The organism is Acetivibrio mesophilus (assembly GCF_004102745.1).
Classification (GTDB): Bacteria; Bacillota; Clostridia; order Acetivibrionales; family Acetivibrionaceae; genus Hungateiclostridium; species Hungateiclostridium mesophilum.
In genome coordinates this window covers 303,426-329,220 of record NZ_RLII01000001.1, presented here as the reverse complement: position 1 = coordinate 329,220, position 25,795 = coordinate 303,426, and the positions used below count along the sequence as shown (strand labels likewise).

Here is a 25,795-nt window from a genome sequence, read left to right as displayed (position 1 = left end):
CAGTTAAGCTTTTTACTATACATACCTTCTATCCAATACCCGGTAATTATTATCCATGTTTTTACTCTATTTAATATATTATCACATCTAATCTCCTAACTCCACTCCAACAATGTCATGTCAGAGGGATGAAACACATTCATTACGTTTTTTAAAAGGTCAACCCCAAGCTAGCCACTCTTTCTGATTTTTTCGTTTTGCATTGCACATTCAAATCCGAAATATTCGTTTATTACATCCTTTGAGCCTATTTTATAGACCAGTCCGCCTTTTATCCATACCACCTTATCTGCAAGAGCACCAGCGCAGCGATAATCATGAGTAACTGTAATCATCGCAATATTATCATTTTATGACATCAAAAATTCCCCCGTATGATATATGTATAAATATTATTTAACAAACATATGTTTCATCACCATTATAGGATGATGCAACATCAGCCTAGGCCCTGAATAGCGCATTACTTTAGTGATTCTATCCATCATGTCAGGTTTATAGCATTTAGAAGGACATTGGCTGCAAAAGGTCTTGGTCGCCATTCTAGGGCATTTGTCCGTCCTAAAGCAAGCGTACTTTATCAACTCTTCGCATTCTAAGCAGGGCTTTTTTGTACCATGATTGCCTCTACAATACAGGCAAATCATGGTGGTCACTACTTTTTTCTCATGCTCACGCTTTTTCTCTACATTCTTCATCAGCTAACACGTCCATTCTCTATAGCAAACACCTTCTGCGCTATTCGCATAGTTGATTTTCTATGGGAAACGAGAACTATAGTTTTGTCTTCCCTAGCTTCGTTTAAGGATTTTAAGATAATAGCTTCGTTCAAGCTATCAAGACAGCTTGTGGGCTCATCCAGTAAAATTAAAGGTGCGTTATGAATAAAGGCTCGAGCAAGGCCTATCCTCTGTCTTTCTCCACCAGAAAGCCTATCCCCCAGCTCACCGATTGTTGTATCATACTGCTTCGGCAAGCTCATAATAAAGTCATTTATTGAGGCTTTTTTGCAGGCTTCCATAACTTCTTCCAATGTCGCATCCAGTTTAGCTATCCTGATATTATTAAATATTGTATCATTGAATAATTGAGTGTCTTGGGTTACGAAACTTTCATTATCCCTAAGGGAATCAGTATTAATTTCACGAATATCCACATCGGACATAGAAACTCGGCCCTTTGAAACATCCCAGAAGCGCATCATGAGCTTCAATAATGTAGATTTACCCGAACCTGACTTGCCGCTTATACCGATAATTCTGTTTTTATCTATATCCAATGATAAATTTGAAAGTATCTCCTCTTGGTTATATGCAAAGGTAACATTTTGTACCGAAACATTTTCGAAGCTTACGTCCTTGCCGTCTTCCACTTCTTTTATAATTGGCTCTTCATCCAACAAATCCAATACCCGGTTTGCAGAAGCAAAGGTTTGAACTAGATCGTTTGCCAGTGCCGATAGTGCAATAACAGGACCAAAGGTGCTCATCATAGCAAGGGTCCCTAATACAACACCGTCAATGCCAATTACGCCTCTTTGATACAATGCAGCGGATAATGCCAGCATAATCAATCCGAACAATACAACAATGGTGTTTGTAATGGACAGCATTTTACCCTCTACATTTTTTAATTTCATTTGTGTATCCGACAATGAATCTGTCTGTTGGTTAATTTGCTCATATCGTTTTTCACCGTTGCCGTATTGAATCGTTTCCTTTAGCCCCCTAAGACTATCTAGGTAAAAACTATTCATGTTACCAAACTGCTTCCTATAATTTGCGCCATCTTTAGAACCTATCTTTGAAGATACTACCGGTATTACCAAACCTACAACCAAATACCCCACCAACGCCAACAATGCCATAAGAACGTGGAAGGTTGAAAGATATATAAGGATAATTAAGGATGTCAAAATAGCAATGGCTATCGGAGATATGGTATGGGCATAGAATACTTCCATTAATTCTATGTCTGTTGTAATAACCGCAATGAGATTGCCTTTATCCTTACTCTCCAACTTTGCAGGAGAGAGCTTTCTGAGTGCCTTAAATATCTTATCCCTAAACAGGGCTAAAAGCTTAAAGGCTATATAGTGATTGCAATATTGCTCTATGTAGCGCATCAAACCACGACCAATTGCACATACAATACCTAAGATGATGATTGTTTTCATGGATAAAATAGGCTGACCAATAGCCACCAAGATTGCATAACCGCCCATCATAGTGATAAATATTGCAAACAGAAATCCTATAACTCCTGTGGTAATAGCAGCAGTCAGCACAGGATATAGAGGCCTTACCAGCTTAAACAATCGCGACATTATAGACAAATTGCTTCTTTTCATCATTAACACCCTCCTTAATTGCATACTCTTCCAGCTCCCTTTGAGCATTATAGAGTCTTGCATATTTTCCTCCATTAGCCAATAGCTGACTGTGGGTTCCCGCCTCTTCTATCCTTCCTTCGCTGAGTACATAGATATTGTCCGATGGAACAACGTTGGCCAACCTATGGGAAATTAATATTACTGTTTTTGTGCGGGCCAGCTCTCTAACCACTGCCATTATGTCGTTTTCGCTCTCTACATCGATATTGGAGGTAGCTTCATCAAATATATAAATGGGAGTATCATGTAATAGTGCTCTAGCCAACGCAAGGCGCTGCCGCTGACCTCCGGAGATATTAGACATATTTTCATTTAACATTGTATCCAGTCCTTGCCCTTCGTTCTTTAAGAAGTCTTTTAAATTAACCTTCTCCAGGGCATTCCACATTTCTATGTCGGTGGCATCGCTTTTAACCAATAATAGATTCTCCCGTACTGTACCTCTGAATAGGTAGCTTCCGGCACCTACCAGAGTTATGGTATTCATCAATACCGATTCGTCAATTTGGGATAGCTCTACTCCACCAATCTTTACACTGCCTTTATACCCGGTATTCAACCCGGTTAAAACGGAGGCAATGGTACTCTTGCCGCAACCGCTCTCACCCACTATTGATGTGAAGCTGCCTTTTGGAAAACTAAACTTGACTTTATGTAGGATAACCTTATTCTCATCATAGGAGAATTCCAAGTCCTTACAAACAATATCAGTCCGTCCTTCAGGTATGGATAGCATCCGATTGCTTTTCTCTTCCAAGTCTAGGATTTTAAAAATCTTCTTGCTCGCCGCAATACCATTCATAGCCACGTGGAAATATGAACCCAATATCCGCAGTGGAATAAAGAAATCGGCAGCTAAGAGGGTAATTATAAAACACCCTGCAATGGAAATGGCCCCGGATTGTAATTCCAACCCCGCTATAATGATACCTATGGCGGCACCACCAAAAGCAATCAAATCCATCAATGTAAGGGATGTTAGCTGCATGGTCAGAGTTTTCATGGTTATGACTCTGAAATTCTCGGCATGAACGTTCATCTCATCGTTGATGTGATCATCGGACTTATATATTTTAAGGGTTGTGAGGCCTTGCAAATTTTCCAAAAAGTTATCTCCAAGATTGGTATATATACCCCAATACTTCGATAAAAGTCTCTTTGCAAAGGTCATGGTTCCTGCAATTGTAACAGGAATGAGCGGTACGCAGATTAACAATATAATAGCTGCTTTAAAACTGATAAAAGACAGAACTATAAATAATGTAATGGGTGCTAACAGGCTATAGAAAAGTTGAGGATAATACTTGCCGAAATAAGTTTCCAGTTGGTCAACACCTTCCATAGAAACTTGAACTACTTCGGAGGTGGCAACCTTTTGATTATAGGACGCACCAACGTTTAACAGCTTTTTATAAATCTTACCCCTCAACGTCTTTTTAACGTCACGCGCAGCCAAAAAGCTGGCACGAACAACAAGCCAGTTGGTGGCAAATCTTATACCTATTGATAATAACGCAACTATCAAAAGCAATATGTAATGGGATCTTTCCAACGTTCCCTCCACAGCAGCCTGTAAGAAGTGCCCTATGGTAAAAATCAATCCTATACTGCACAATAAAGTTATCCATTGAAACAGTACATTCAAGTACACATATTTTTTGGATTGTCTCAACATTGAAAGCAGTCTTTTTTCAATCATCATAATTAATCTTCTCCCCCAAATTATTAGTTAGTTGCGACTAACTCAAAGATAAATAAAAAAGAAGCATGGTTATCTTCTTTGAGTTAGTCTCAACTAACCATAATAATAATATAAAAAAAATCTAATGTCAAACTAAAAATATTCATTTATATTTTCTAAAGTTTGTGCTATATGCAACTAAATTTAACATAACTCGTAAGCTTGAGTTGGTTTATTTTTATGGCTATGTAATGTATTATATATTTAGGAGGTATGAAAAGTATGAATAATTCAAAAAATAATATTGCTATTAATCTCCGCCATTTAAGAAATCGTAATGGCTTATCGCAAGAAGAAGTGGCAGAAAAAATCGGAGTTAGCCGTCAATCAGTGGCAAAATGGGAAAATGGAGATTCTCTGCCCGACATCCTTAAATGTGAATCTCTGGCGGATTTATACGGTGTTTCTTTAAATGACCTGGTACGTCATAACCCTGAGGAAGAAGGTCTACCTATCCCACCAAAGGATAAACATATATTTGGTGTAGTTACTTTAGGCGAGAGAGGTCAGATTGTATTGCCTAAGAAAGCCAGGGATACTTTTAATCTTAAACCTGGAGACAGCTTGGTAGTTTTAGGCGATACAGCTCCCGGAAGTGGCGGAATTGCACTTATAGACAGCCAAGCTTTTCTACTAATGTCAGGGCAGGTTATAGATAATTTTCTCAAAGAATAAAGGAGGGTAAATAAATATGAATGCACTATCTGTGAAAGGACTTACTAAACGTTATCCAAACTTTTTATTGCAAGACATAAGCTTTGACCTTCCACAGGGCAAAATAATGGGCTTAATCGGAATAAATGGCGCTGGAAAGAGTACAACACTAAAATCCATCATAAATTTAGTTAATTCAGATAGTGGTAGAATTGAAATGCTAGATAAGGATTTTAGAGAAAATGAAGAAAGCTGTAAGCAAGATATGGGTGTGGTTTTAGGAGGAATTGATTTTTATAACCATAAAAAGCTAACTGATATTACAGCTGTTACAAAACGCTTTTATAAGAACTGGGATGATGAAGCATACCAAAGATATATTAAAGCGTTTTCTTTATCACCTCATAAAAAGGTCAAGGAGCTTTCCTCAGGAATGAAAGTTAAATATATGTTAGCTTTGGCATTATCTCATAAGGCTAAACTATTGATTCTAGATGAGCCCACCAGTGGCCTCGATCCTGTATCCCGGGACGATATATTAGAGCTGTTTCGCCAACTGGTAGACAGTAAAGGATTAAGTATTCTATTCTCTACTCATATTACCTCGGATTTAGAAAAATGTGCTGATTATATTACCTATATTAAAGATGGCAGACTCTTAAAAAGTGCTGAAAAATCAGCCTTTATTGAATCCTTCCAACACTTAAAAGAGCCCGGGGATAAATCTGAGTTGTCTTTGGAAGAGATTATGATTCGGACTGAAAGGAGAAGTTATGATGTTTAATCTTTTATATAAAGAACTGCGGCTGGCCGCACACCCTAATCTATATATATTCACATTGCTTGGTGTCTTAGTAATTGTTCCTGCATATCCTTACGGCATGGTGTTTTTATTCGGTTGTCTTGGCCCATATATCTCCTTCATGTATGGACGAGAAACCAATGATATTTACTATACTTCCTTGCTTCCTGTGAAAAAGAGGGATACGGTAAAAGCCAAATGCCTGCTTATGGTTTTGGCACAGATGACCCAATTATCCATTTCTTTGCCTTTTGCTGTACTAAGGCTTCGTACATTACCAAGCAGCAACCCAGCCGGTATCGAAGCAAATATAGCTTACTATGGTTTTGGATTTATAGTTTATGCAATATTTAATTTGATTTTCCTAACGCAATTTTTCAAAACTGCTCACAAAGTAGGTAAAGCCTTTGTTCTGGCAATTATCCCTGCATCTATTGGAGTGATTATCATGGAGGTACTTGTTCATATTCCAAAATTCCAATGGCTTGATAGCGTTGAACCAGCTATAATGTTGAAGCAACTTCCAATACTGATAGTTGGGATAATAGTCTATATACTTAGTATGTTGGTTGCGTACAGAGTATCAGCAAATAGATTTCAACAGGTTGATTTGTAATCCCTACTTAATTTTCCCTTCCTCGGTCTCAACTTTATTTATAAAGTCCATGTTGTAACGAACAGCACCGTGATCTTCAATTACTGTAGCTCTTGTGATACGAATTGCTAAAATAATGCAGTTTTCATCCTTTTCATTATTTGCGAAGTCATACCATTCAGCAAATGCTTTACGAAGTTTAGACCTTAACTGGGCATTTTTTGGGTCTAGAACCCATCCGAGATTTTCACCGATTCCGTTTCCAGAAAACCACCCGGTGCATAACGCAAATGCCACTTCTTGGTTTTGAGCTATCTGCTGCATTTTAGTCGATTTTGCCCATGTAGTAACATAAAACACACCATCCTCATAAAAAGCGTCTACTTCACGGACATAAGGTCGAGGTTTGCCGTCTTCGTTTGGTTCCATTGCAATAGTCGCAAGAGATATAACATTATCCTTTCCGTTTCCGCATCTTTCCTCAATTATTTTTAGCCCTTCTTCATACCTACTCATTTTTAATTCCTCCTCATATTAGTATAAGCCTAGCATTTCTAAACCTTATGTCATAGGAAGTGTTCTATTGAAGTAATTATTTTTATTACTTCTTCTCTATTTACTGCTATTATTCCTGCTATTTACCTAAGAGATGACTGGCTTTTTTCAAAACACATGAGGTTTCTCATTCAAACTACCGCATTTAGCAAAAAATACTCTAACGGCAACAAAGAACTGCCTATACTTAAAAATAAAGAAATACTGGATTTTTCAAATGCTATTATTCATCAGTATAATACTCCACAGTCGATTTAGACTTGTAAAATGCCTTTTTCCCCTCTTCTTCAAATATTCCTATCTTATCTGAATTTGGATACTTAATTATTTCGGGATAATGTGTTATATCAAACTCTATATATACAAGATTCTCATCACTCATAATATTTGTCAGCATATGTACTCCTTGTGGGGTTGGCGGACAAACTATCACATCACCTTCCTGTACTAAAATTTCAGAATCGCACGTTTTAAGCAATCCCTTCCCTTTTATAATGTAAAATGCTTCTTCATCTCTCAAATGATAATGAAAAGGATAGTTTGACTTATTAGGAGGAATTTCATAAAAAGCAATTTGAAATTTAGACTTTTCACTTGTTTTCGGTACTTCAAATTTACGATATTCATATGAGGGATGTTCATTTTTGTGTTGGACATCTAATTTGTCTTTATTGGTTACTACAATTTCATTCTCCATAATCTTACCCCCTCCATTTTTGATTGTATTTTTAAATGATATAATTACTCCCTGATAGTGATTAATATAAACTACAACCAAATTACCTTAATTGTCATCCAAATGATTAACAGACATATTGCAATTACAGGTATGGGATAAGAGCATTTTTCCCGTAGATATGTTTCAATCGTCAAAAAATCATTTGAATCTACTAATATAATAATTCCTTGCTTTTCGCCTTTGGGGCCCCCAGGCATTCCAATATTTAGCTTTACAATCTATCGCGAATCGACCCTCTATTTCCTCACGCGTACTACGGCAAGTGTCTGTGCTAAGCAACTCAACAATAATCTCACTGTATAGAGCTGCAATTGTTCGATATTTTGCTGCCGTGCGGTCTTTATCACATTTACATACGTCAAAGGAGACTTGATACTCTGGGAAAAGACGTCTTGCTGTATATATTTTTTCTAATTTTACAGAAGAATAATCAGCCATGAGTAATTTAAGGTCGCTTTTCAGTTCTGCGCCAATATCTTCGGCTTGACCAACCTCTAAATATTCGAATTGATCCGTTTCTGCAGCCTTCCCTTTCATTGCCCATACTCCAGGTTTCCCTAGATAATCCCCAATACAGTTTATTTCGCTTTCGCAGAAAAAACCGTTTTCATCTTTCTTTAATCTTGCAAGTTGGATGCACACTCCTTCTAACCACCTTCTTCAAGACACCCAAATTAGACCTGCTCAGGTAGCATTGTACGCGCGATACATATCATGATATAAACTCATATATTATACCTTCGCCTTAGGATTTTCGATTTATAAGAATTAATTATACCACAAAAATATCACATTTCTAATATTCTTGAATACAAAGAACACAGTTAATTCATAAATATTATCTCCAATCAATAATTCCGTAAAGAATTTAATAAAATATGCCCTTGCAACATATCTAGCACAAGGCAGGAAGTATTATGCAGCACTCTGAGCAAATTTTTTCAAGATAGTTTACATCCATTATAGCTTTGTATCTCTATATCCGTTCTCAGAAACATGTCGATGATAATCGTGGCAATATCGGTAAGCGGGAACCCTTGTTTTCACAAAGCAATATGATTTTACTTGTTGAAATTTCTTTAGGACATATTTTAACAAGCTTGTCTATGACTTCAAGAATTTCATCTACAGACTTGCCTTTTTCTTTCATGTACTGAAGAAGTTCAGCAAAATCTCTCTCTTTTCCTGTATAATAGTATTGGTATATATTTTTTATTTGCTTAGATACCTGGGCAAATGCAGTGCTATTTGGCAATGCTCCAGGTTTTTTCTTTAATGTCCTTATATAGTGATAGATATCAATGTTCCATTCATTAAAACCAAACCTTCTTTGATGTTCGGCTATTTTTTCTCCTCCCGACATTAAAATAATTTTGGCAGGATATATTTTTGCCATGACAATTTTGCCTACATACTGGTCTGGTACTGAATAATGGCAACTTTCAAACATAACAGTTGAATATTTGTCAACCCTTAAATTTTCAAGTTTTGAACATTCAAACATAGGTACGTCAGGTAATAAATATGGCCTTTCCTCCTCTAAAAGTTCCTTAGCTGTTTTGTTATTTTTCAACGGTTGTGGCTTATCATTAAGCCTGTTACATACATTCTCAAGGTAACAATTGGCATCTTCAAGACTATAAAAGTATCTTTTACTGCAAAAGCTTTTCTTCTTATGTATTCCACACTTCTTTCTACATGTCCCTTTTCATTACCACGGTATGCATTACAAAATCGAAATTTAAATCCATAGTATATGGAAAGCTGTAGAAGGGCATCGGTGGGCTGCCTCTCATTGTGTCCTACAAAACTCTTTACAGCTACCTTCATGTTATCATAGACCATTGTCATGTGATTGCCATGAATAGATTTGAAAAAGTATGCATGGGCCTCTTGAAAAAATTCACTTTTCTGTTTCGCAAAAAGTCTTGCATACCTGTAATTGCCGTAAGCAGTAGTAAACACTGCCATCGGATATTTTCGCTCTACTCCAGCGATACATAATTTTACTTCACCCCAATCGAATTCACATATATCGCCTGGAGTGTTATTGTCAATAAAAATTCCCCAAAAAGGGGAAAGATTTTTCCCCACTTTAAAAAAGATAAAAAAAACTCTATGTAACAGAGAAAAAACTTTTTCAAGAATCCAGTTTACAACGAGCCTCCCCCATATGATTACATGCCAGTGAGGCCAGCCCACCATACCCCGTAGGTATTCCTTTTAAGCAGGGCTGATGGGTATGATAAACTGGCCTGCCTTAGCAGGCTATCATATGGGACCCCTCTCATTATAAACCGCACTTAAAAAACTTTTTTCACGCTTTTAGTATACTGCATACCTAATTGTTTGGATAAAATAAATATGTTTTTGTCAAAGAACAGTAACTTGCTAATTTTATTCATTTTCTTGCACTTTGGAGGATATAGCTTTAAGACTTTCCTTGCTTTGCTTCATTCGATAGCTTTCACCTTTTATGACTACAAAGTGACAATGATGAATAAATCTATCTAATATCGCTGTTGCTAAAACTGGGTCGTAGAATATTCTACCCCACTCATCAAAAACTTTGTTTGAAGTTATTATTATAGAGCCTTTCTCATATCTTCTCGATACGATTTCATAAAAGTCATCTACACTGTTCTGATTAAGTTTTTTTAGTCCTAATTCGTCTAGTATCAGTAAATCTGGATTTGTGTAGTACTTCAGCCTTTGACTAAAAGAATTGTCGGCTCTCGATAAATATAAGTCTTCAAGCATATGGTTTATTGTTGTAAATAATACATTGTATCCTTGTGATATAGCTTTTACTCCAAGTGCTATACCTAAATGAGTTTTTCCAGTACCCGGCGGTCCTATGAAGGCTACATTTTCTTTCTTGCGGACAAATTCACAGGTTGCCAAATTGTATATAAATCTTTTGTTTATAGAGGGCTGTTGATTAAACTGATACTCCTCTAGTGTCTTTATTTGAGGAAATTTTGCCTTTTGCATCCTCTTTTTATTACCATTATCTTTACGGTTCGAAAATTCATCACTTAATAGCAACTCTAAGAATTCCATGTAAGACATCTGCTCTTTAATAGCTTGCTCATTTCTTGCCTCCACTGTTTTTATGAACCCTGATAGCTTTAGCTGCCTTAATCTTGAAAACATTAAATCATTCATTTTTTTTACCTCATTTCAATTTAGAAGTTTTGAATACTCTGATAATGGCCGTGATAAGAAGGTTTCTTCTGAGTTAATATATGTTTGGTTTGTTTCTATAGGCAGCGAATCAATTCCCTGTTCACAAATTCGTTTTACTGTTTTATATTTCAGTGCATTATACATATATGCCCTATGGCAGGCATTATCAATAGTAGCATTGTCATAATTTTTCTTTAAGGAAATTATTCCTGCAATAACTCGATAGTTATATTTTGGGTCTACCTGCTCTAAGAATTTCTCAAAAAATATAGCTGCATGTTTTCCAATCTCACTCATTTTTTCTCTATATCTTGACTTTATCTCATTAGCCGTGATATTTTTATAATCAGGATAATGATTTTTATCTGTGAAGAATTTGCCCTTTTCATTCTTTTCTACGGGATGAAGGGCTATTTCTTTATCCTTATATATTGCTTTAAGCAAATTATCTATGATAACAATATCAACCTTTTCACCAATGTATGCATACGGTACAGAATAGTAGTTACCCCCATATGAGATATGACAGTTTGGCATTACAGTTGCCGAAGTTATTTCAGATATGTTGTATTCTTCCGTAGGAAGAGGGAGAAGTTTTTCTTTTTCATACGAATTGAATTCTTCTGATGGAACTTTTTTTGTTGTACCGTGTATTCTAACATTAGCTATAGTCTCAAGCCACTCCATTAAAAACGCTTTGGCCTCATCAATATCTTTAAATTCTCGTGCTTTAAAGCAGTTATCCTTCACATATTTTATATTTGATTCTACCTTTCCCTTATCTGTAGGTGTTGCTACCCTACATGGTTCCGGAGAAAATCCATAATGAGAAGCAAATGCTGCATAATTCCTTTGAACAACAGGCTCATAAAAATCAGCTTCCAATACAGCTGCTTTAAGATTATCGATCTTTACATTCTGTGGTACTCCTCCAAAATATCTAAAAGCTTTTTTATGACAATCTATGAATGTTGAAATACTCTGATCAAATACAATTTGAACATACATATATCTGGAATAGCTGAGTTCCATTACAAAAACCCAAGCCTTTTTGTACTTGCCGTCCGGAAGTTTAATAGTGCCAATATATCCAAAGTCTACTTGAGCCTCTTCACCAGGAAGACTGTGTAGTACCATATATGCTTTAGGTGGAGATTTTTTAATTTTAGCAACATATTTTTTTACAGTGTCATAACTACCCTGAAATTCAAATTCTCGTACTAAATCCTGATATATTCTTATTGCTTTTAAGTCTTTAGTTACTTGTATCTGAATATATTCCTTATATGGATCAAGTATTGAGCAAGTTTCTTTTCTTTCAACAATTCCTTTCTCATTAAGTTCATTAAGAACCCGTCTTACAGTCTTTCTGTCAATTTCAAGTATTTTTGCAATTTGTGTCTTGTTATATCCTTTTTTTGATAAAGTTTGAATTGTTGTATGCATCGCTACCCCCAACATTATTATCGACTCCCACTTATATAATTAACATTATGTTAATCTACAAGTGGAAGTTTGTGAATAGGTGGGGCATTTTCTTTCCCGAAACCGGGTAATTTAATTTTACCACTGACACTGGAGAATAGTTTTCCCTAATAAAAGCTTCCTTAGATTGAAATGACATCTTAGATATGGTCTGACAAACTGTAGTGTAGCCAATATCGAACCCTTCATTTTTAAGAGCTTCAAAGATATCAATTTTCTTCATAACTTGTTTGGATTGACCTTTCAGTCTCTTGGACTGATTCTCATTAAGATAATATTTAATACGTTCCAAGACTTCATCAGTTACTTTGAGAGGTTTTCTTTTACTAGTATCATACTTTGGTGGCTGAACAATGGACTCAATAAGCTCAGTAGGTTGTACATCTCCGGAATGCATTAATTGCTGCCTTTGTTGCTCATACTGCCTTATGTACTTACGTACAGTTTTTCTGTCCACGCCAACTTCCTTTGCAATTGCTCTTATTGATATATCTTCTCTAAATCTCATTAAAATAATTTCTTGCTTCTGATGCAACTTAATCACCTTCATTCAACTCCTTATGCAAATAAGTGCTATTTACATAAGGTATTTTAGTTTTAGAATGGGGGAATTTTCAATTGAAATATTGGGTACTTTTAGAATAATACAAACATAATGCAGCATATCCAAAGGCCGAGGTGCAGCGTTGCATAATACATCAACTTCGAAACTCTTTTAAATATGTGTCATATAAGGATGTTAAAGCTTTTAGCAATGACTTTAAGGAAGTATACCGTGCTATTAACAAAGAAGTAGCACTAGAGAAGTTTTGTGAACTTAAGAACAAGTGGGGAAAGGAATATCCTTATGCGATAAGAAGCTGGGAAAATAACTGGGATGTGATAAGCCCATTCTACAAATTTTCAGAGGAAATAAGAAAAATAATTTATACCACCAATACCATTGAAGGACTGCATCGGCAGTTCCGTAAAGTTACAAAAACAATGTTCCCAAGCGATAGTTCACTTGAAAAGATGTTGTATTTAGCATCGATGAATGTGACAAAAAAGTGGACTCAACGCTATAAGAATTGGGATCAAGTACTCAGCCAATTAATGATCCAGTATCCAGGTAGATTGGAAAGCTATATATAGAAGCATTCACCCCCACCGCCCTCAAGGGCTCGTCCTCATTGCCGGACGGGCTAGACCCCACAAATTGAAAAGTGGGCAGAAAAATGGACGGAATATACCATTATAAACAATTATCGCCAGATTAAATCAAGTTTATGTATAAAACTTAACAAAACTGGCAGTAATATATAACACAAAGGTGGTTCGCAGTTATTTTCTGTAAACCTTAAAAACTTGAAATTACTTGCCTAGAAGGATTGCATAAAACTCCATACACGGAATTATTTATACTCCCCTTTTATCCAGTCACTTATATCAGGACTTCCGGTAATGTAAACTCTATCCCTTGCTCTAGTTATTGCAACATATAACAAAGATCTTTCTAATTTTATGAATTCCTCTCTTTGACGCCCAAATTCCATTTTTTCTATTTGTGACTTTAAAGGAATAAGACTTTTATTGACTCCGACAACAAAAATAACTTTAAACTCAAAACCTTTTATACTATGCATTGTCCCATAATATATATTATTCTTATGAATTGAATTTAAGTCTTCAAGATGTGTTGATTTGACTCCATGTTTATCCAATAATCGAATGATGGATTTTAAATAATCATTGGTTCTTGAAACCAACGCTATTTCATTATATTCTATTCCCGAATCAACAATTTTTCTTATTTCCTCTGCGACAAATTTAGCTTCATCTTCCTTTGTTGTATAAGCATTAATGAACGGTTTATCACCTCTAATAATTGCGTTTGCTCTTTTATTACTAATTAATGTCTCATCAAAATCTTTGAATTCAATATTACTGATTATTTGATCAGCTAATTGAGTAATTTCAAAGGTATTTCTATAATTGGTTAATAGCTGCCGTGTCCTATTTCCAAGTATATTGATACCGCATTTTGAAAAATTAACATCTGTTGGATATATTTTTTGCCGAATATCCCCAACAATAAAAATATCATTTTCTTTCTCTTTAATGATGCTTCTTATTAGTCTATATTCAGGCATTCCAAAGTCTTGTGCTTCATCAATAATAACAGCTCTATATTTATTTTCAAAATTTTTCTTTATTATATTGGTTAAATCTCTAAATACCATCCACCATTCTTGCTTGTCCATTTGATGCAATAATTCGAAGTATTCTGAAATAATTGACCAGACTTCTTTTCTCTGATTTCTTCCTAATTTTTTATATGCGCCATTTCTACTCACCTTTAAATAACTTTCAATATCAGTTATTTGGTTGTATTTTAGTACAATATCAATCTCGTGTATTATATCTTGTACTGTGTAGTTCCTATTATATCCTGCTTTGTCGATCGCATAACCTATCAAAGTCTTTCTATCCTCGTCATCTATAATATCAAAAGATACATTAATCCTTTTCATATATTTTGCAATCCATGAATAAAGATGAACAACCTCAATTCTTTTCAGTACTTCCAAATCACACATATTTTTTAGATTATACTCTACTGACTTAGCTAATTTTTTAGAAAACGTTGTGTAAAGTATTAAATCATCTTCAGAATTGTACACATGTTCTGCAAGATATTTCGCTCTATGCATTGCTACAACCGTTTTTCCTGTACCAGCAGCACCTTTAATTTGAAAGCTCCCACTATAGTTTCCTTCAACAATTTTTTGCTGCTTTGGATGTATAAAAACTCTCCAGAAATCAATAGGATTATCCAATATCGAACTAATTTCTTCTTCATTTGATAATACTTTTATATATGGCCTATTCACTTTCTTATTAATAACTTCAAATATAGAAGGTTTTTCCTTTGCATCTTCGATATCAAAACATTCCTTTATTTCATTAATAGGCAGACCTTCAACACAAAACTCAAGAATCTCAAAAATATCGTCCGAAACATATCCTCTTACATATTTAACCAGTTCTTCAGCCGAATGTACTACTTTTAAGACTGGAATTATCATCTTCGGTATTCCAATTGAAATTAACTCGTCTTCTGAATACCTATCAGTAATAGAAGTTTTATTTTGCTCAGTCGATTCTACACTTTCATTAAAACTACGCAAACGATCAACTATATCCATATCTACCACTTGTAATGCGGAAGAATAATGGTTAACATCAAAAACTTTGTTTTTAGCCCAATTCATTGCTTCATCATGATTATCAATATGTACAAATAAGTATAAATTCCCCTCTGGTGGATGTAACACAATCGCTCGGTATTTTTGGTCTATTCTAACAGTCCTTACTTTATCATCTCTCATAGCATTAATTTTTTCATAATTAATTGACTCTGCTTCAGGGTTTTCCCTAAATTTCTCAAAGAAGTTATGTGCCTTTTTTTGAACTGACTTCGGTAAGTTCCCTAGTGCCCGTAAATAAGAGCGTGTAATTGCAATATTTATATTCAAGTCAACTCACCCTCTTTCTTTCGTGAAATTCTATCTGCTATTTCATATGGAGATACGTCTTTTATATAATGTGTTTCCCAGCCATTAGCTTCAAAAAGCATCTTTTCTTCCTGTTGATAATCTTCGAATAATCCAATCCTTTCTTTTTGAAAAGCTAATTCGCATTGAGGCCTATCTAGATTATTTAATTCTAGCTCATAACCTTCGATTGGTTCCTCAATATTAAGTTTTTTGCAATATGTAAATATATCTTCTCTTTCAACTTCAATTGAAGCTGCTACTTCATTGAAGTATTCTTTTGAAAGTCCTTCTGCTTGTTCTAAAACTTTAAAAAACTTTAATGCTAAGCCTCTTTTTAAAATATCATGATAAACTTGATTAGAATAGTTTCTAAGACATCCGTAACAACTGGTTTCTTCGCCACACTCACAAAGACCACTAACTCTCTTTTTTGCTTCTATCAATACTTTATCCAAGTACTTTCCAATACGCTTAACATGACCTGCTCCACCTGGAACTTGGTCAAAGAGTATAAAAGCTGGCATTGTTGAAGACGATGTATAATTCAAACAACCATCAATCTCCCTGCGGTCAATTCCTAAATAACCCGCAGCACCTTCAATGACAGCATATAGAATAGACATATAATAGGATTCGTTCATACCACTTATTAAATCCGGTAATTTTATTTCAATAATATCAGTAGTAATTTCATGACCCAAATCAAATCTATTTAAATATTTGTTACCACATTTATTCCCATATTTGTCTTTATGAACATGTTCACCCTTTATTATAGTTGTAGTAGCGTAACCACACCATGAACATAATCTAAAGCCTATATTATTTTTCCCCTGATTAACTACAAAAAGATTTCCTCTTGGAGAATATGTGTAATTAATATCGTATCCTTTATATCTTACTTTATCTTCATAGTTTTTTTCATTTTTGTCATACTGGTGAAAAAATACTTTGCTACTATAAGTAGATTCTGGTTTGATCAAGGTTGGCTTTTCAGGTTTGTTATTATTTGTGGAAAATCCAAAAATAGGTTTAATAAATTTACGAAACTTAATCGGAGCTCCACATCCTTCTTTTTGACATATTCTTTTTTCATCATTAACATCAGTTGTTTTTAAATCGAAATCACATGGTTCCTTGTATATGCTATGACAATTTTCACATATGGCATATAAATATGTAGGCCACCCTTTAGTTCTTGATTTATTAATTGCATAAGATTCCCACATTGCGCCATTAGCAATAACCTTACTGCCTGGTGCAAACTCAGATATAGCTATCTTCAAATCTCTATTCAAATTAACATTTTTTGAAGCTTCACCAGTATGTAATGTATCAAGATCAACAGAATCAATAGGAAAACCATATCTTGGTAATACATTATTTGATGCAAGGAAGTCAATAACGTGCTTTTCCAAAAAAGTTTTAAGCATTCTTGAGATATTGTCCACACTATATCCTTTTTTATAGTTCTCACTCTTTATTCTTTCGATTTCCTCAACATCCTGAAGCCACTTGTTTTTAGAAATCAAAAAATTCCCATCTTGTTTTAAGAATCTTTCGTCAACCCACTCCCAATTATCTATGCCAAAAGTCTTTTGTAACTCTTTATTAAATATGTTCTTTAGCGATATTCTTATAGTTTCCGGTCTACTATCCAATAATTCTTTTAGCTTTTCATCTATTGGCATATATTCCTTTCTGTATGCAAACATTGACTGTACATCTTTAAAATAAGTATCGTTTTGCCTAAAAACCCATGAAAAAACAACTGAACACAAATGTCTAAAAGCTATTTTATCATTACTCCTTTCAATATAAGGAGCTTTTATGGAACCTTCAATAATTTTTGTGGGATATTGAAAATAATATAAGTCATGAGATCGTCTTTTTGCATAAGTAAGAATATAAGCAGTAGAAGCTGTCCTTCTTCCTGCACGTCCTGCACGCTGAACATAATTTGCTGTTTCAGGAGGTATATTTCTTAAAAACACAGCCTCTAAACTTCCAACATCAACCCCCATTTCAAAAGTAGTTGAACAACTTAGTATATTTATATTTCCTTTCTCAAACTCCGTTTGGATTTTAGATGCATGTTTTGAAATCAGCTGTGCAGTATGCTCTTTAATTCTCATTGGTATCCTTTTAATATTGTTATATATTTCTGTATAGTAATTATGCCTTGAATGCTCTGGATTAAAATCACTTAAATTACCGTCGCAACGGTAGGAAGGACATACACCACTTATATTAACTGATGCCTTTTTACCACATTTATTACACCTGTAAATTTTTTGCTCTCTCTTGAAAATCCATTTATCATGACTTAATTGATAGACATTTCCCTCCTTAGGAAAATAAAAAGATTTGTATATTCCTGAATTTACCATGCTGTTCGTAAAATTGTCATCATTGAATATCTTCTCTAAAAAGATATTTGCATTTTCTTTAGCTTCTTGAATATTACATCCACGCCTGATAAAAATTTTAGTTAAATAATCAACTCTCATATTATTATAGCCTTCTTTTGGCTTAATACTCATGATCCCAGATGAAGCATTAGCTTCAGCAAATCTAAAAAACATTCGCTTCGTCCTTTGTCCAAAAATAGCATGATTATCCCTTAAATCCTCTGGAAAATCTAAAGCTCTATAAGTTCTTAATCCATGAAAAATCTGTTTAACAATATTCCAAACTTCATTACTGTTAAGACCACAAAGAGATATTTTTTCAGGCCACCAAAATGGCTTATCCAATTCAAAGGAAATCATCCCTACACCTTCTAAACCTATATCTTTTTCAAAAGACATAAGCTCATACATTATATATGCAGCTACAGTTTGTTCAATATAGTCATCTGTCATATCAATAAGTAAATTTTTTTGCGATTCAATATCTTTGCATATTCTAGTATGCAATCTTCCGAAATTTACATTTGCATCTCGTAGTCCAATTATTGCATCATAAATGATTTTTCTCCATAGATAGTGATTATATCTAATATCCATATAAGTCGCAAAATAAGCTGCTTCTTTTCTGCTATCCGAAAAAGCCAGTAATTTACGATTATTAATTTCATCTATAACTTTTTCTTTTTTTACATTAAATAAATCAATATTACAGAATAGACTGTCTGCTTTCTCTTCACTTCTATTTTCTATTTTCTTTTCCTTTTCTTCAATAGGTATATTTTGATATAGTGTTCTTCCCAACATTTCTGTAGTAGGAGCATCAGCATTAATAAGCCTTTTTACTATTGCTCTTCCATAACTACCACAGCTCTGACAAGTATTAATTGCTCCTTTATGGTGAACTTTATATACTTTTATGCGCTTTGAGTCTTTACAACATGATTTATCAGCTCTACTATTATCAGCCTGAGCTCTTCCACATTTTATGCAAAGCAAATATTCCTCCGTATTGTAAATCTCGGGATCTTTTTCAGTGTTTTCTTCATCAATTACGGAATCTTCATCAATCTCTACAGCCTCATATGAATCAGTAAACATAAAATATTCAAGTGGCTCTATAGACCCATTTGAAAAACCCGAAGATTGGTTTATATACCCATCTTCTAATTTACCAATAATATATTCTTGCCCACATTTAATACAGTTTGCCAACTCAAATACTTTTACTTTTTCTTCTCCTATAACTTCTGTTTCCTTTCGATTAAGAAACACCTTTTTCTCTGGATAAAATCTAACAAAAGTCCCTTCTATAGCCTTAGCAAATGTATGGTACCTTGCTGGTAACAATACCTCTGAATTATCTTCTTTCTTCGCTTTTGAAGCCAACTCCACCATTGCAAGAAAAGATTTAACCTCTACCTCGTTACACCGTCCAAAAACTCTTTGAACAACCTCCTTTATAAGTAAAGTTTCGCTTTCTATTGTAACTTTTAACATATAAACGTAATAATCCTGCATCAGAAAATCAAAAATTACTTCTTCAGTATTATCTTTTATAACACTTTTAGGATACACTCTCCTCTTACTTACTTCTTCTGCAAATTGTATTCCTGAATACTCATTTGATAGCTTTAAGAATTCTTGATACCATTCTAAATTTGGTCTAACCAGCTTGTTTTCTTCACTTACTGTTGGCGTTTTTTCCCTTTCCGAAGTAATCAAACAATCTTCTGTAAAATCTTCATCAAACAAGTCTTTAGCATATTTAACCACTTCTTTTATTTCTTCTTTTCCCCCTCCTAATGTAGCACTCGTTGCAATAAATTTTAGTTGACCATGTTTTCCATCAACAACCCTATCTTTTAGTCGTGCAATAAGATATGAAATTTCGCTACCCAAAGCCCCCGAGTATACATGTGCTTCATCTAGAACAATATACTTCCAGTGATTTTTGTATACTCCGTCAAAGAACACGTTGTCCTCAGGTCTAAGTAACAAATACTCAAGCATAGCATAATTAGTTAAAAGAATATGCGGAGGTTTTTCACGCATTTCTTTCCTTGACAATATTTCATTTTTCAATATTTCTTGATTAGGATTCATTTCTCTGAATTTATCCCTTGCCTTATCCCTTTCTTCTTCTGTTTCTCCGATATATCTTCCAAAAGTTATATCGGGATAATCTTTGAGGAGGCTTCTTAAACGTTTCAGCTGATCATTTGCTAATGCGTTCATCGGATAAAGTATGAGTGCTCTAACACCGGGTGTTAATTCCCCTTTACTCCTCTGCTCTACTAAATAATTTAATATCGGGATTAAGAAACACTCTGTTTTTCCGCTTCCAGTACCAGTAGCAACAATCAAATTTTTATTATCAACAACAGCTTTTTTTATTGCTTCTTCCTGATGTAAATGAAGTGAATATCCACCAATGGCTGACGCCAAGTTTTTAAAGTCCCTGTGCAAGACTCCATTATTAATAAGTTCTTGTAAAGTAGAACCAGTTTTATATCTTGCAGTCGATTCTAAATAAGGGCCTTTCACTAAATCTTTCTTGTTTTGCTCAATTGCCTTGTCTGCTACTTCTCTAAGCTCCTTATCTTTAAAGAGGAACATTGATTTTAAATATTTAGTGTATTCTTCCCTGATGTTATTTGTTGTTTCTACCGGATTAATACCCACACTGACTCCTCCTTCATATAAAAATTAGTTTAAAATATGCCCTGTATCTATTAAACATATCCCTTCTTTTGCCAAAATAGCACTTTATCATTAATTCAAAATATTTACTATCTGAAATTGTATTGAGCTGACTTACCACGAGAAATGCTGCTTTAATTACTTCTTTATAACTGTAAGATATTTCTTTTTGCATAAGATAACTAAACTCCCTAAATATCTCTTGATTGATATTCATGGTATCGGACCAAGTCTCCGGTACTTTAGGATAAATAAAACTATTCTCATCAATAATACTATCCACTAAATCATCTATAGTATGGCCAAGAACCTTATATGAAGATATCTCACTTTCATATTCATAAATTCTAAACATTCTTGCTTTTGTATAATTACGTTTAAGCAAATAATTGTTTTTATGCTCTGTTAGCCACTCCCAAAAGTTTTTGATAATATTAACTTCTGTTTCTATAATGCTATATATGGATTTAAAGTCCCTAGCCATGCCTAATAACTCACTGTCAAAGCTGGCTTTACATGCTGTTATTAAGTTATTGGGCAATTCCCCTCTTCCATTTTCTACTAGACACAATGCATTAATCAGATCAACTTCAGACAATAATTCAATTACATTATCAGAAAGAGATTTTGCTCTTCTAATTGACAAAAATAAAGTAATCAAATATGAGATGTCTTCCGTGTTAAATTCTTCCTTATAAGAACATATCTCTTCTATAATTTGATTTAAATTATGGAATTGTAAAAGGCCTTTTATTATTTCTTTATTAATGCATATCAACTTGTCAATATTTTCTCTTTTCTCTAAATCAATAAAATATTTTATTTGCAGCATAGCACAAAATAATTCGTATAAGCAAATTGTTTTAAAATCAATTCTTTTTGTCAATTCTATTATTTCATCATCTTTTTCCTTAAGTACACACCATATTATTCTACAGAATATATGCTCTTGTTTGCTGCCTTTAGGCCCTAATTTATTGATAATACTATTATTAATTTGACTAATATCAAAAAACTTCTTTTCTGTAATGGCATTATCAAAGAAAGATACTTCTCTTTTATAATCTACAATTGGAACATAGGCGCCAAATTTACACTTTCTCAGATCTATGTTGATCTCAGTACTATCATCTTCCAAATCAAATTCAAGCGGCTTATCCGATGGTACAGTATAATTATAAAGTCTAATAATTCTATTTGTGTTTCTTTGGGATTCTTTCCAGCATAATAACATATGATTTTCATTTTCTGTTTTTTTAAAACCTAACATATCAATTTTCTGAGTTACCTTTATTAACTTCTGACTGTACAATATTTCGTCCGTGGAATTACTAATATTTAAAACTATCAACATATTATCAAAATTTATTAACCTATCAACATATGATTTTAGCCGCCATGTATACTCATCACCAAATTTAACTTTTCGAGTATCAGTAAAAGAATTGTCATCATTAATGTTGACAACACACAATTGATAAGCTAAATATTCATAGCGATAATCAAAATTTGAGATTTGAATTCTTATATCCTTACTGCAAAATACGGTCTTAGTTATATCTATTAATTTACCATCACTTTTTTGATTAATTACTTCCTCTAAACCCGTTATTTCAATTCTAATGGGCTTTACTATTTTGTTAATATGTACTTCCCAATTGAACAGTTTAAAAATAAATCTTGCTACAGCTGTACCAGTTGGTTCAATTATATATTTATCACAATCTTCATAAAGTTTTGTCTCATAATGATTAGCACTAATCTCAATTTCATTATTTTTTGATATCAAAATACGTCTATGCATATTGTCTTTTTGTGAATACGACATTTTATACTCGTTAGTTATGTTTAAATCTTTATATGTAAGAAATACTTCTCGATATATACTTTTGTCTTTATATTTAATAGATAAATTATATATACCTTTTTTCAACAAATGATCAAGATTTAAACTCAATGTATTATCATTTAACTTTTCTAAGTTGGTCTTAATTTCGTACTGTCTTTTGCAACCTAAATCGCTTAACCTTATTTCAAAGTATTTTTCCTGTATATAAGGGGCTCTAAACTGGATAACTCCAAAACTCTCATAAACATTTAAGCTTTCCTCTGCAAGAAAATTACCTTTTTCTTCAAAAAGAAGTTTATACGCCTTTCTTTGAATGACAGGTCTGTCCTCAATATCAATTATTGCTTGGGTGTCCAAATACATTTTGCTGTTTGGATAATCTTCCAATGATACCTCATAAAATAAATACTCTTTCCAGTCAGAAATCTCGAATTTTTCAATAATATTTTCTTCATAAGGAAATATTATGTTTTTCTTTAAAGCAACAATACATCCATCCCTTTTAACTGTATCTCTTTGAAGTAACAAGTTGTTTTTATCAAATAAAACATAATCTTTTTCATTCAAAAATGTCCACTTTCCCGAGACTTTATCATTAAATATATATTCTACCTCAATTTTCCTAAATTCAATTAATTCCATATCCTCGTCTAAAATTAAATAGGTTCCACCGCTTTGTCTTATAATTCTGGCTGGAATATACCTACTATCACCATTAATTATTACTTTCCAGCCGCAATTTTCATCAATATAAGTTCTGCTTTTTTGCTTAGGCAGTTTTAACATAATTTTATCATTTGCCATATCTATCTTAACTTTGGGACTGCCAATATAAAACTCTTCTTTTTTATTATCAATTTGCTTTTTATCATTTTGATACCACTCTCTAAACGTATCAAAAAAGCGATTTGGCAATTCAATTTGCGAATCAGGCTCTCCAGCATTATCTAATCCCGACTTCATTAACTCAACAATCTTATCATAAGAATCCTCAATAATATCATCTTCTTTGATAAAGAAACATCCTGGTTTATCTAATCTATACTCATTAAATTCTAAAAATTCGGTAACATTATAAAGATCGTTGCCTCTATATCCTCTAAAGCAAAAACTATATAATGCTGAAAATATTCTTTTTAAAGATACTTCCGGAAGATAGATTTGAGAGAATATCTCTGATAGATTTGACTTTTGCATATATTGTCGTTTATTCGTATCTATATCATATCGCTCTTTTACAATTTTCAAAGCATTCATAACAGGATTAACATCTCTTTGATAATTATAGTTTTTTTCGCCTCCAAAAAACTCAGGCCAAAAACCATTGCTATCATCATCATTGTACCTATATACAGCTGTATATATTAACAACATTGTAGTTGCTAAAGGATATGTTTTTGTAACTTTACTAGCATTTTGATTACTCAAAAGAGTTATGTATTCAGCATGTATCTTTGAATACGTTTCAGCACTCATATTAAGCCATTTAAATGCCTCTTCTAAACATAAATAGATTCTTTTGTTTAAACTCATTTGTAAACACATGCGTTTTTCTATTCTTTCTAATGATTCATAAACACTGCAACACTCCCAATTCACTTTTAACAGCCCCTTTACACCTAATGTCTTTGTATCCAACTCGCAGAACATTCTAGCATGTAAGTGCAGCTTTCCATTCATTATCTATTATACTACTTTTATTTACCATAATACAATACAACAAGTATACTGTTTTATTATTTATATAGTCCTTTCGTATTTACTTATTAGTGAGTGCACAGTTCCTAATGCCTTGTGCTTCATAAACACCAATAATAGCAAGACTCAATGGGTTATCTTCCCTAAAACCAGAGCATTGTCAAAGTTTTCCAAAACTTCATAAGCTATTTTTCTAATTTCATAACGGGGGAATTCCATATTGACTCCCGTGTTGATAGTATCGTCCTCTTCAATTGTCAGTATTTGTGTATGCCTTTGCAATATTACGCTTTGCCTTCGAACCCGTAGAATCTATTGTTCATATTGCAGGTCTAATGTAGTAAAACTTCTCATAACTATGCTCTACAATATCAGCCATTCAAATTATTCTGCAAAATTTTCATGTTTTCTATTTGATTCTTTTCTTTCATATCTATTCTTTTACATCCTTTTAACAAAAGCTCCCCACCACTGGAAATTCATCCAACGATGGGGAGTCTTTTTAATTGAAATCATTTTTTATTTTCTCTTCACCGGAATCCAGATTGCACTCTGATAGTCCGAATCCTTCGTATTACCTACTGAAGAATACCACTCAATGTTGAACTTTCCGGCAAGCTCATACTCAATGTTTCCCGGAAGCCACTCTTTCCAAATCTGAGTGTTTACAGTCTGCATAGCTTCAGGCATGGCTCCAACACATTTAAACTTCGCCCATGTGGTTTCAGGAATCTCGAAGACCTTCATACCCACTGGAACAACTCCTCCCATGTACCTTCCGGCAATCATATAGCAGAATTTTCCACTTTCGCCAACATCGTCAATGCACACTCCGAATTCTCCGATTCTGTTATCAAATACAGCCTGCTCAATCTCATTTGCCGGAGCATTTCCTGCAAGCAGGTTTGATACGTACTTTTTGAACACCTCATCCCAGTACTTAGGTATCTCCAAGTAGCATGTATCAACCGAAAACTCCCTTGAAAAGCCAATAACCTTAAATGCCGCCATTTTATCAACTGTGTAGTCCATACTGCTCCCTCCTTGAATTACAATACTAATTCTCAGCGGAAGAAAGGTTTTAACTAAAGTTCTGTCTTTGCGAACTTCAGAAGGTGATGCATCATGGAAACGGGTAAATGCTTTTGTAAAGCTCTCCGGTGTTTCATAGCCATACTTAAGTGCGATATCAATCACCTTATGGTCTGTGTGGACCAGCTCCGTTGCCGCTAAATATAGACGACGGTTCCTGATGTATTCTCCAATGGAGTAACCTGTCATGATTTGAAACCCGCGCTGAAGGTACATGGGCGATATATGGACATGCTCTGCTACCTCTTCAGGGCCCTTGATAGTAAGCAGTTCATCTTCCATATACCTGATAGCTTCCTTTATCGTTGTTATCCATTCCATCTGCATCATTCCTTTCTCACTCACCGATACTTT

The 25,795-nt window shown here is 34.0% G+C and carries 20 protein-coding genes and 1 pseudogene; 4 read left to right on the top strand and 17 right to left on the bottom strand.

Annotation, left to right across the window (positions count from 1 at the left end):
• Positions 1-170: 170 nt before the first annotated feature.
• The 4 genes from EFD62_RS17440 to EFD62_RS01635 are packed head-to-tail and all read right to left on the bottom strand — an operon-like array spanning position 171 to position 4,094.
• Positions 171-335, bottom strand: a complete 165-nt coding sequence (locus tag EFD62_RS17440; RefSeq protein WP_155522881.1) for a hypothetical protein — start codon at positions 333-335, stop codon at positions 171-173.
• Positions 336-392: 57 nt separating this feature from the next.
• Complete coding sequence (locus EFD62_RS01645; RefSeq protein ID WP_069194601.1) at positions 393-698, bottom strand: nitrous oxide-stimulated promoter family protein; 306 nt, start codon at positions 696-698, stop codon at positions 393-395.
• Positions 698-2,353, bottom strand: a complete 1,656-nt coding sequence (locus tag EFD62_RS01640) for an amino acid ABC transporter ATP-binding/permease protein (RefSeq protein ID WP_206659744.1) — start codon at positions 2,351-2,353, stop codon at positions 698-700. The genes EFD62_RS01645 and EFD62_RS01640 overlap by 1 nt, the downstream gene beginning before the upstream one ends.
• Positions 2,310-4,094: an ABC transporter ATP-binding protein/permease gene (locus EFD62_RS01635; protein ID WP_194087083.1), complete on the bottom strand. Its 1,785-nt coding sequence runs from the start codon at positions 4,092-4,094 to the stop codon at positions 2,310-2,312. Before EFD62_RS01635 ends, EFD62_RS01640 begins: the two co-directional genes overlap by 44 nt.
• Positions 4,095-4,355: 261 nt before the next feature.
• On the opposite strand from EFD62_RS01635, the gene EFD62_RS01630 reads away from it, so the two are divergent.
• From EFD62_RS01630 to EFD62_RS01620, 3 genes are read left to right on the top strand one after another with little or no spacing between them, the layout of a single operon-like run.
• On the top strand, positions 4,356-4,808 hold the full coding sequence (locus tag EFD62_RS01630) for a helix-turn-helix domain-containing protein (protein ID WP_069194603.1): 453 nt from the start codon (positions 4,356-4,358) through the stop codon (positions 4,806-4,808).
• 16 nt (positions 4,809-4,824) lie between these two features.
• Entirely contained in the window at positions 4,825-5,571 is a 747-nt protein-coding gene (locus EFD62_RS01625) for an ABC transporter ATP-binding protein (protein WP_069194604.1), read from the top strand.
• A complete protein-coding gene (locus EFD62_RS01620; protein WP_069194605.1) occupies positions 5,561-6,205 on the top strand; it encodes an ABC-2 transporter permease in 645 nt (214 codons plus the stop codon). Before EFD62_RS01625 ends, EFD62_RS01620 begins: the two co-directional genes overlap by 11 nt.
• Before the next feature lie 3 nt (positions 6,206-6,208).
• Here the strand turns inward: EFD62_RS01620 and EFD62_RS01615 are convergent, their stop codons facing one another.
• From EFD62_RS01615 to EFD62_RS01580, 8 genes are all read right to left on the bottom strand, one after another.
• Complete coding sequence (locus tag EFD62_RS01615) at positions 6,209-6,700, bottom strand: pyridoxamine 5-phosphate oxidase (RefSeq protein ID WP_069194606.1); 492 nt, start codon at positions 6,698-6,700, stop codon at positions 6,209-6,211.
• Positions 6,701-6,962: 262 nt separating this feature from the next.
• Positions 6,963-7,436, bottom strand: coding sequence for a cupin domain-containing protein (locus EFD62_RS01610; RefSeq protein WP_069194607.1), 474 nt, complete (start codon positions 7,434-7,436; stop codon positions 6,963-6,965).
• Positions 7,437-7,616: 180 nt separating this feature from the next.
• Positions 7,617-8,120 (bottom strand): hypothetical protein, encoded by a 504-nt coding sequence (locus EFD62_RS01605; protein ID WP_069194608.1) that lies wholly within the window; start codon positions 8,118-8,120, stop codon positions 7,617-7,619.
• Positions 8,121-8,466: 346 nt separating this feature from the next.
• Positions 8,467-9,051 carry a Mu transposase domain-containing protein gene (locus EFD62_RS01600; protein WP_128705643.1) on the bottom strand — a complete coding sequence of 195 codons (585 nt, stop codon included), beginning with the start codon at positions 9,049-9,051 and terminating at the stop codon, positions 8,467-8,469.
• Positions 9,048-9,683, bottom strand: a complete 636-nt coding sequence (locus EFD62_RS01595; protein WP_128705642.1) for a DDE-type integrase/transposase/recombinase — start codon at positions 9,681-9,683, stop codon at positions 9,048-9,050. Before EFD62_RS01595 ends, EFD62_RS01600 begins: the two co-directional genes overlap by 4 nt.
• A gap of 192 nt (positions 9,684-9,875) precedes the next feature.
• Positions 9,876-10,646 (bottom strand): IS21-like element helper ATPase IstB, encoded by a 771-nt coding sequence (gene istB / locus EFD62_RS01590; RefSeq protein WP_128705641.1) that lies wholly within the window; start codon positions 10,644-10,646, stop codon positions 9,876-9,878.
• A gap of 15 nt (positions 10,647-10,661) precedes the next feature.
• Positions 10,662-12,113, bottom strand: a complete 1,452-nt coding sequence (gene istA / locus EFD62_RS01585) for an IS21 family transposase (protein ID WP_128705640.1) — start codon at positions 12,111-12,113, stop codon at positions 10,662-10,664.
• A 55-nt stretch (positions 12,114-12,168) separates the two neighbouring features.
• Positions 12,169-12,696, bottom strand: coding sequence for a helix-turn-helix domain-containing protein (locus tag EFD62_RS01580; protein ID WP_235832525.1), 528 nt, complete (start codon positions 12,694-12,696; stop codon positions 12,169-12,171).
• 113 nt (positions 12,697-12,809) lie between these two features.
• Between EFD62_RS01580 and EFD62_RS01575 the strand changes: the two are divergent.
• A pseudogene (locus tag EFD62_RS01575) lies at positions 12,810-13,286 on the top strand (transposase); the annotation flags it as partial.
• A 260-nt stretch (positions 13,287-13,546) separates the two neighbouring features.
• Here EFD62_RS01575 and EFD62_RS01570 read toward each other — a convergent pair.
• The 5 genes from EFD62_RS01570 to EFD62_RS01555 all read right to left on the bottom strand — a co-directional run bounded on the left by EFD62_RS01570 (position 13,547) and on the right by EFD62_RS01555 (position 25,786).
• Positions 13,547-15,670, bottom strand: a complete 2,124-nt coding sequence (locus tag EFD62_RS01570; protein WP_069194611.1) for a 3'-5' exonuclease — start codon at positions 15,668-15,670, stop codon at positions 13,547-13,549.
• Complete coding sequence (locus EFD62_RS01565; protein WP_069194612.1) at positions 15,667-20,784, bottom strand: DEAD/DEAH box helicase; 5,118 nt, start codon at positions 20,782-20,784, stop codon at positions 15,667-15,669. The genes EFD62_RS01570 and EFD62_RS01565 overlap by 4 nt, the downstream gene beginning before the upstream one ends.
• A gap of 13 nt (positions 20,785-20,797) precedes the next feature.
• Positions 20,798-24,289 carry a hypothetical protein gene (locus tag EFD62_RS01560; RefSeq protein WP_128705639.1) on the bottom strand — a complete coding sequence of 1,164 codons (3,492 nt, stop codon included), beginning with the start codon at positions 24,287-24,289 and terminating at the stop codon, positions 20,798-20,800.
• Between the two features lie 186 nt (positions 24,290-24,475).
• Positions 24,476-24,631, bottom strand: coding sequence for a hypothetical protein (locus tag EFD62_RS17435; RefSeq protein ID WP_155522880.1), 156 nt, complete (start codon positions 24,629-24,631; stop codon positions 24,476-24,478).
• A gap of 237 nt (positions 24,632-24,868) precedes the next feature.
• Positions 24,869-25,786: an AraC family transcriptional regulator gene (locus EFD62_RS01555; protein WP_235832524.1), complete on the bottom strand. Its 918-nt coding sequence runs from the start codon at positions 25,784-25,786 to the stop codon at positions 24,869-24,871.
• Between the last annotated feature and the right edge of the window lie 9 nt (positions 25,787-25,795).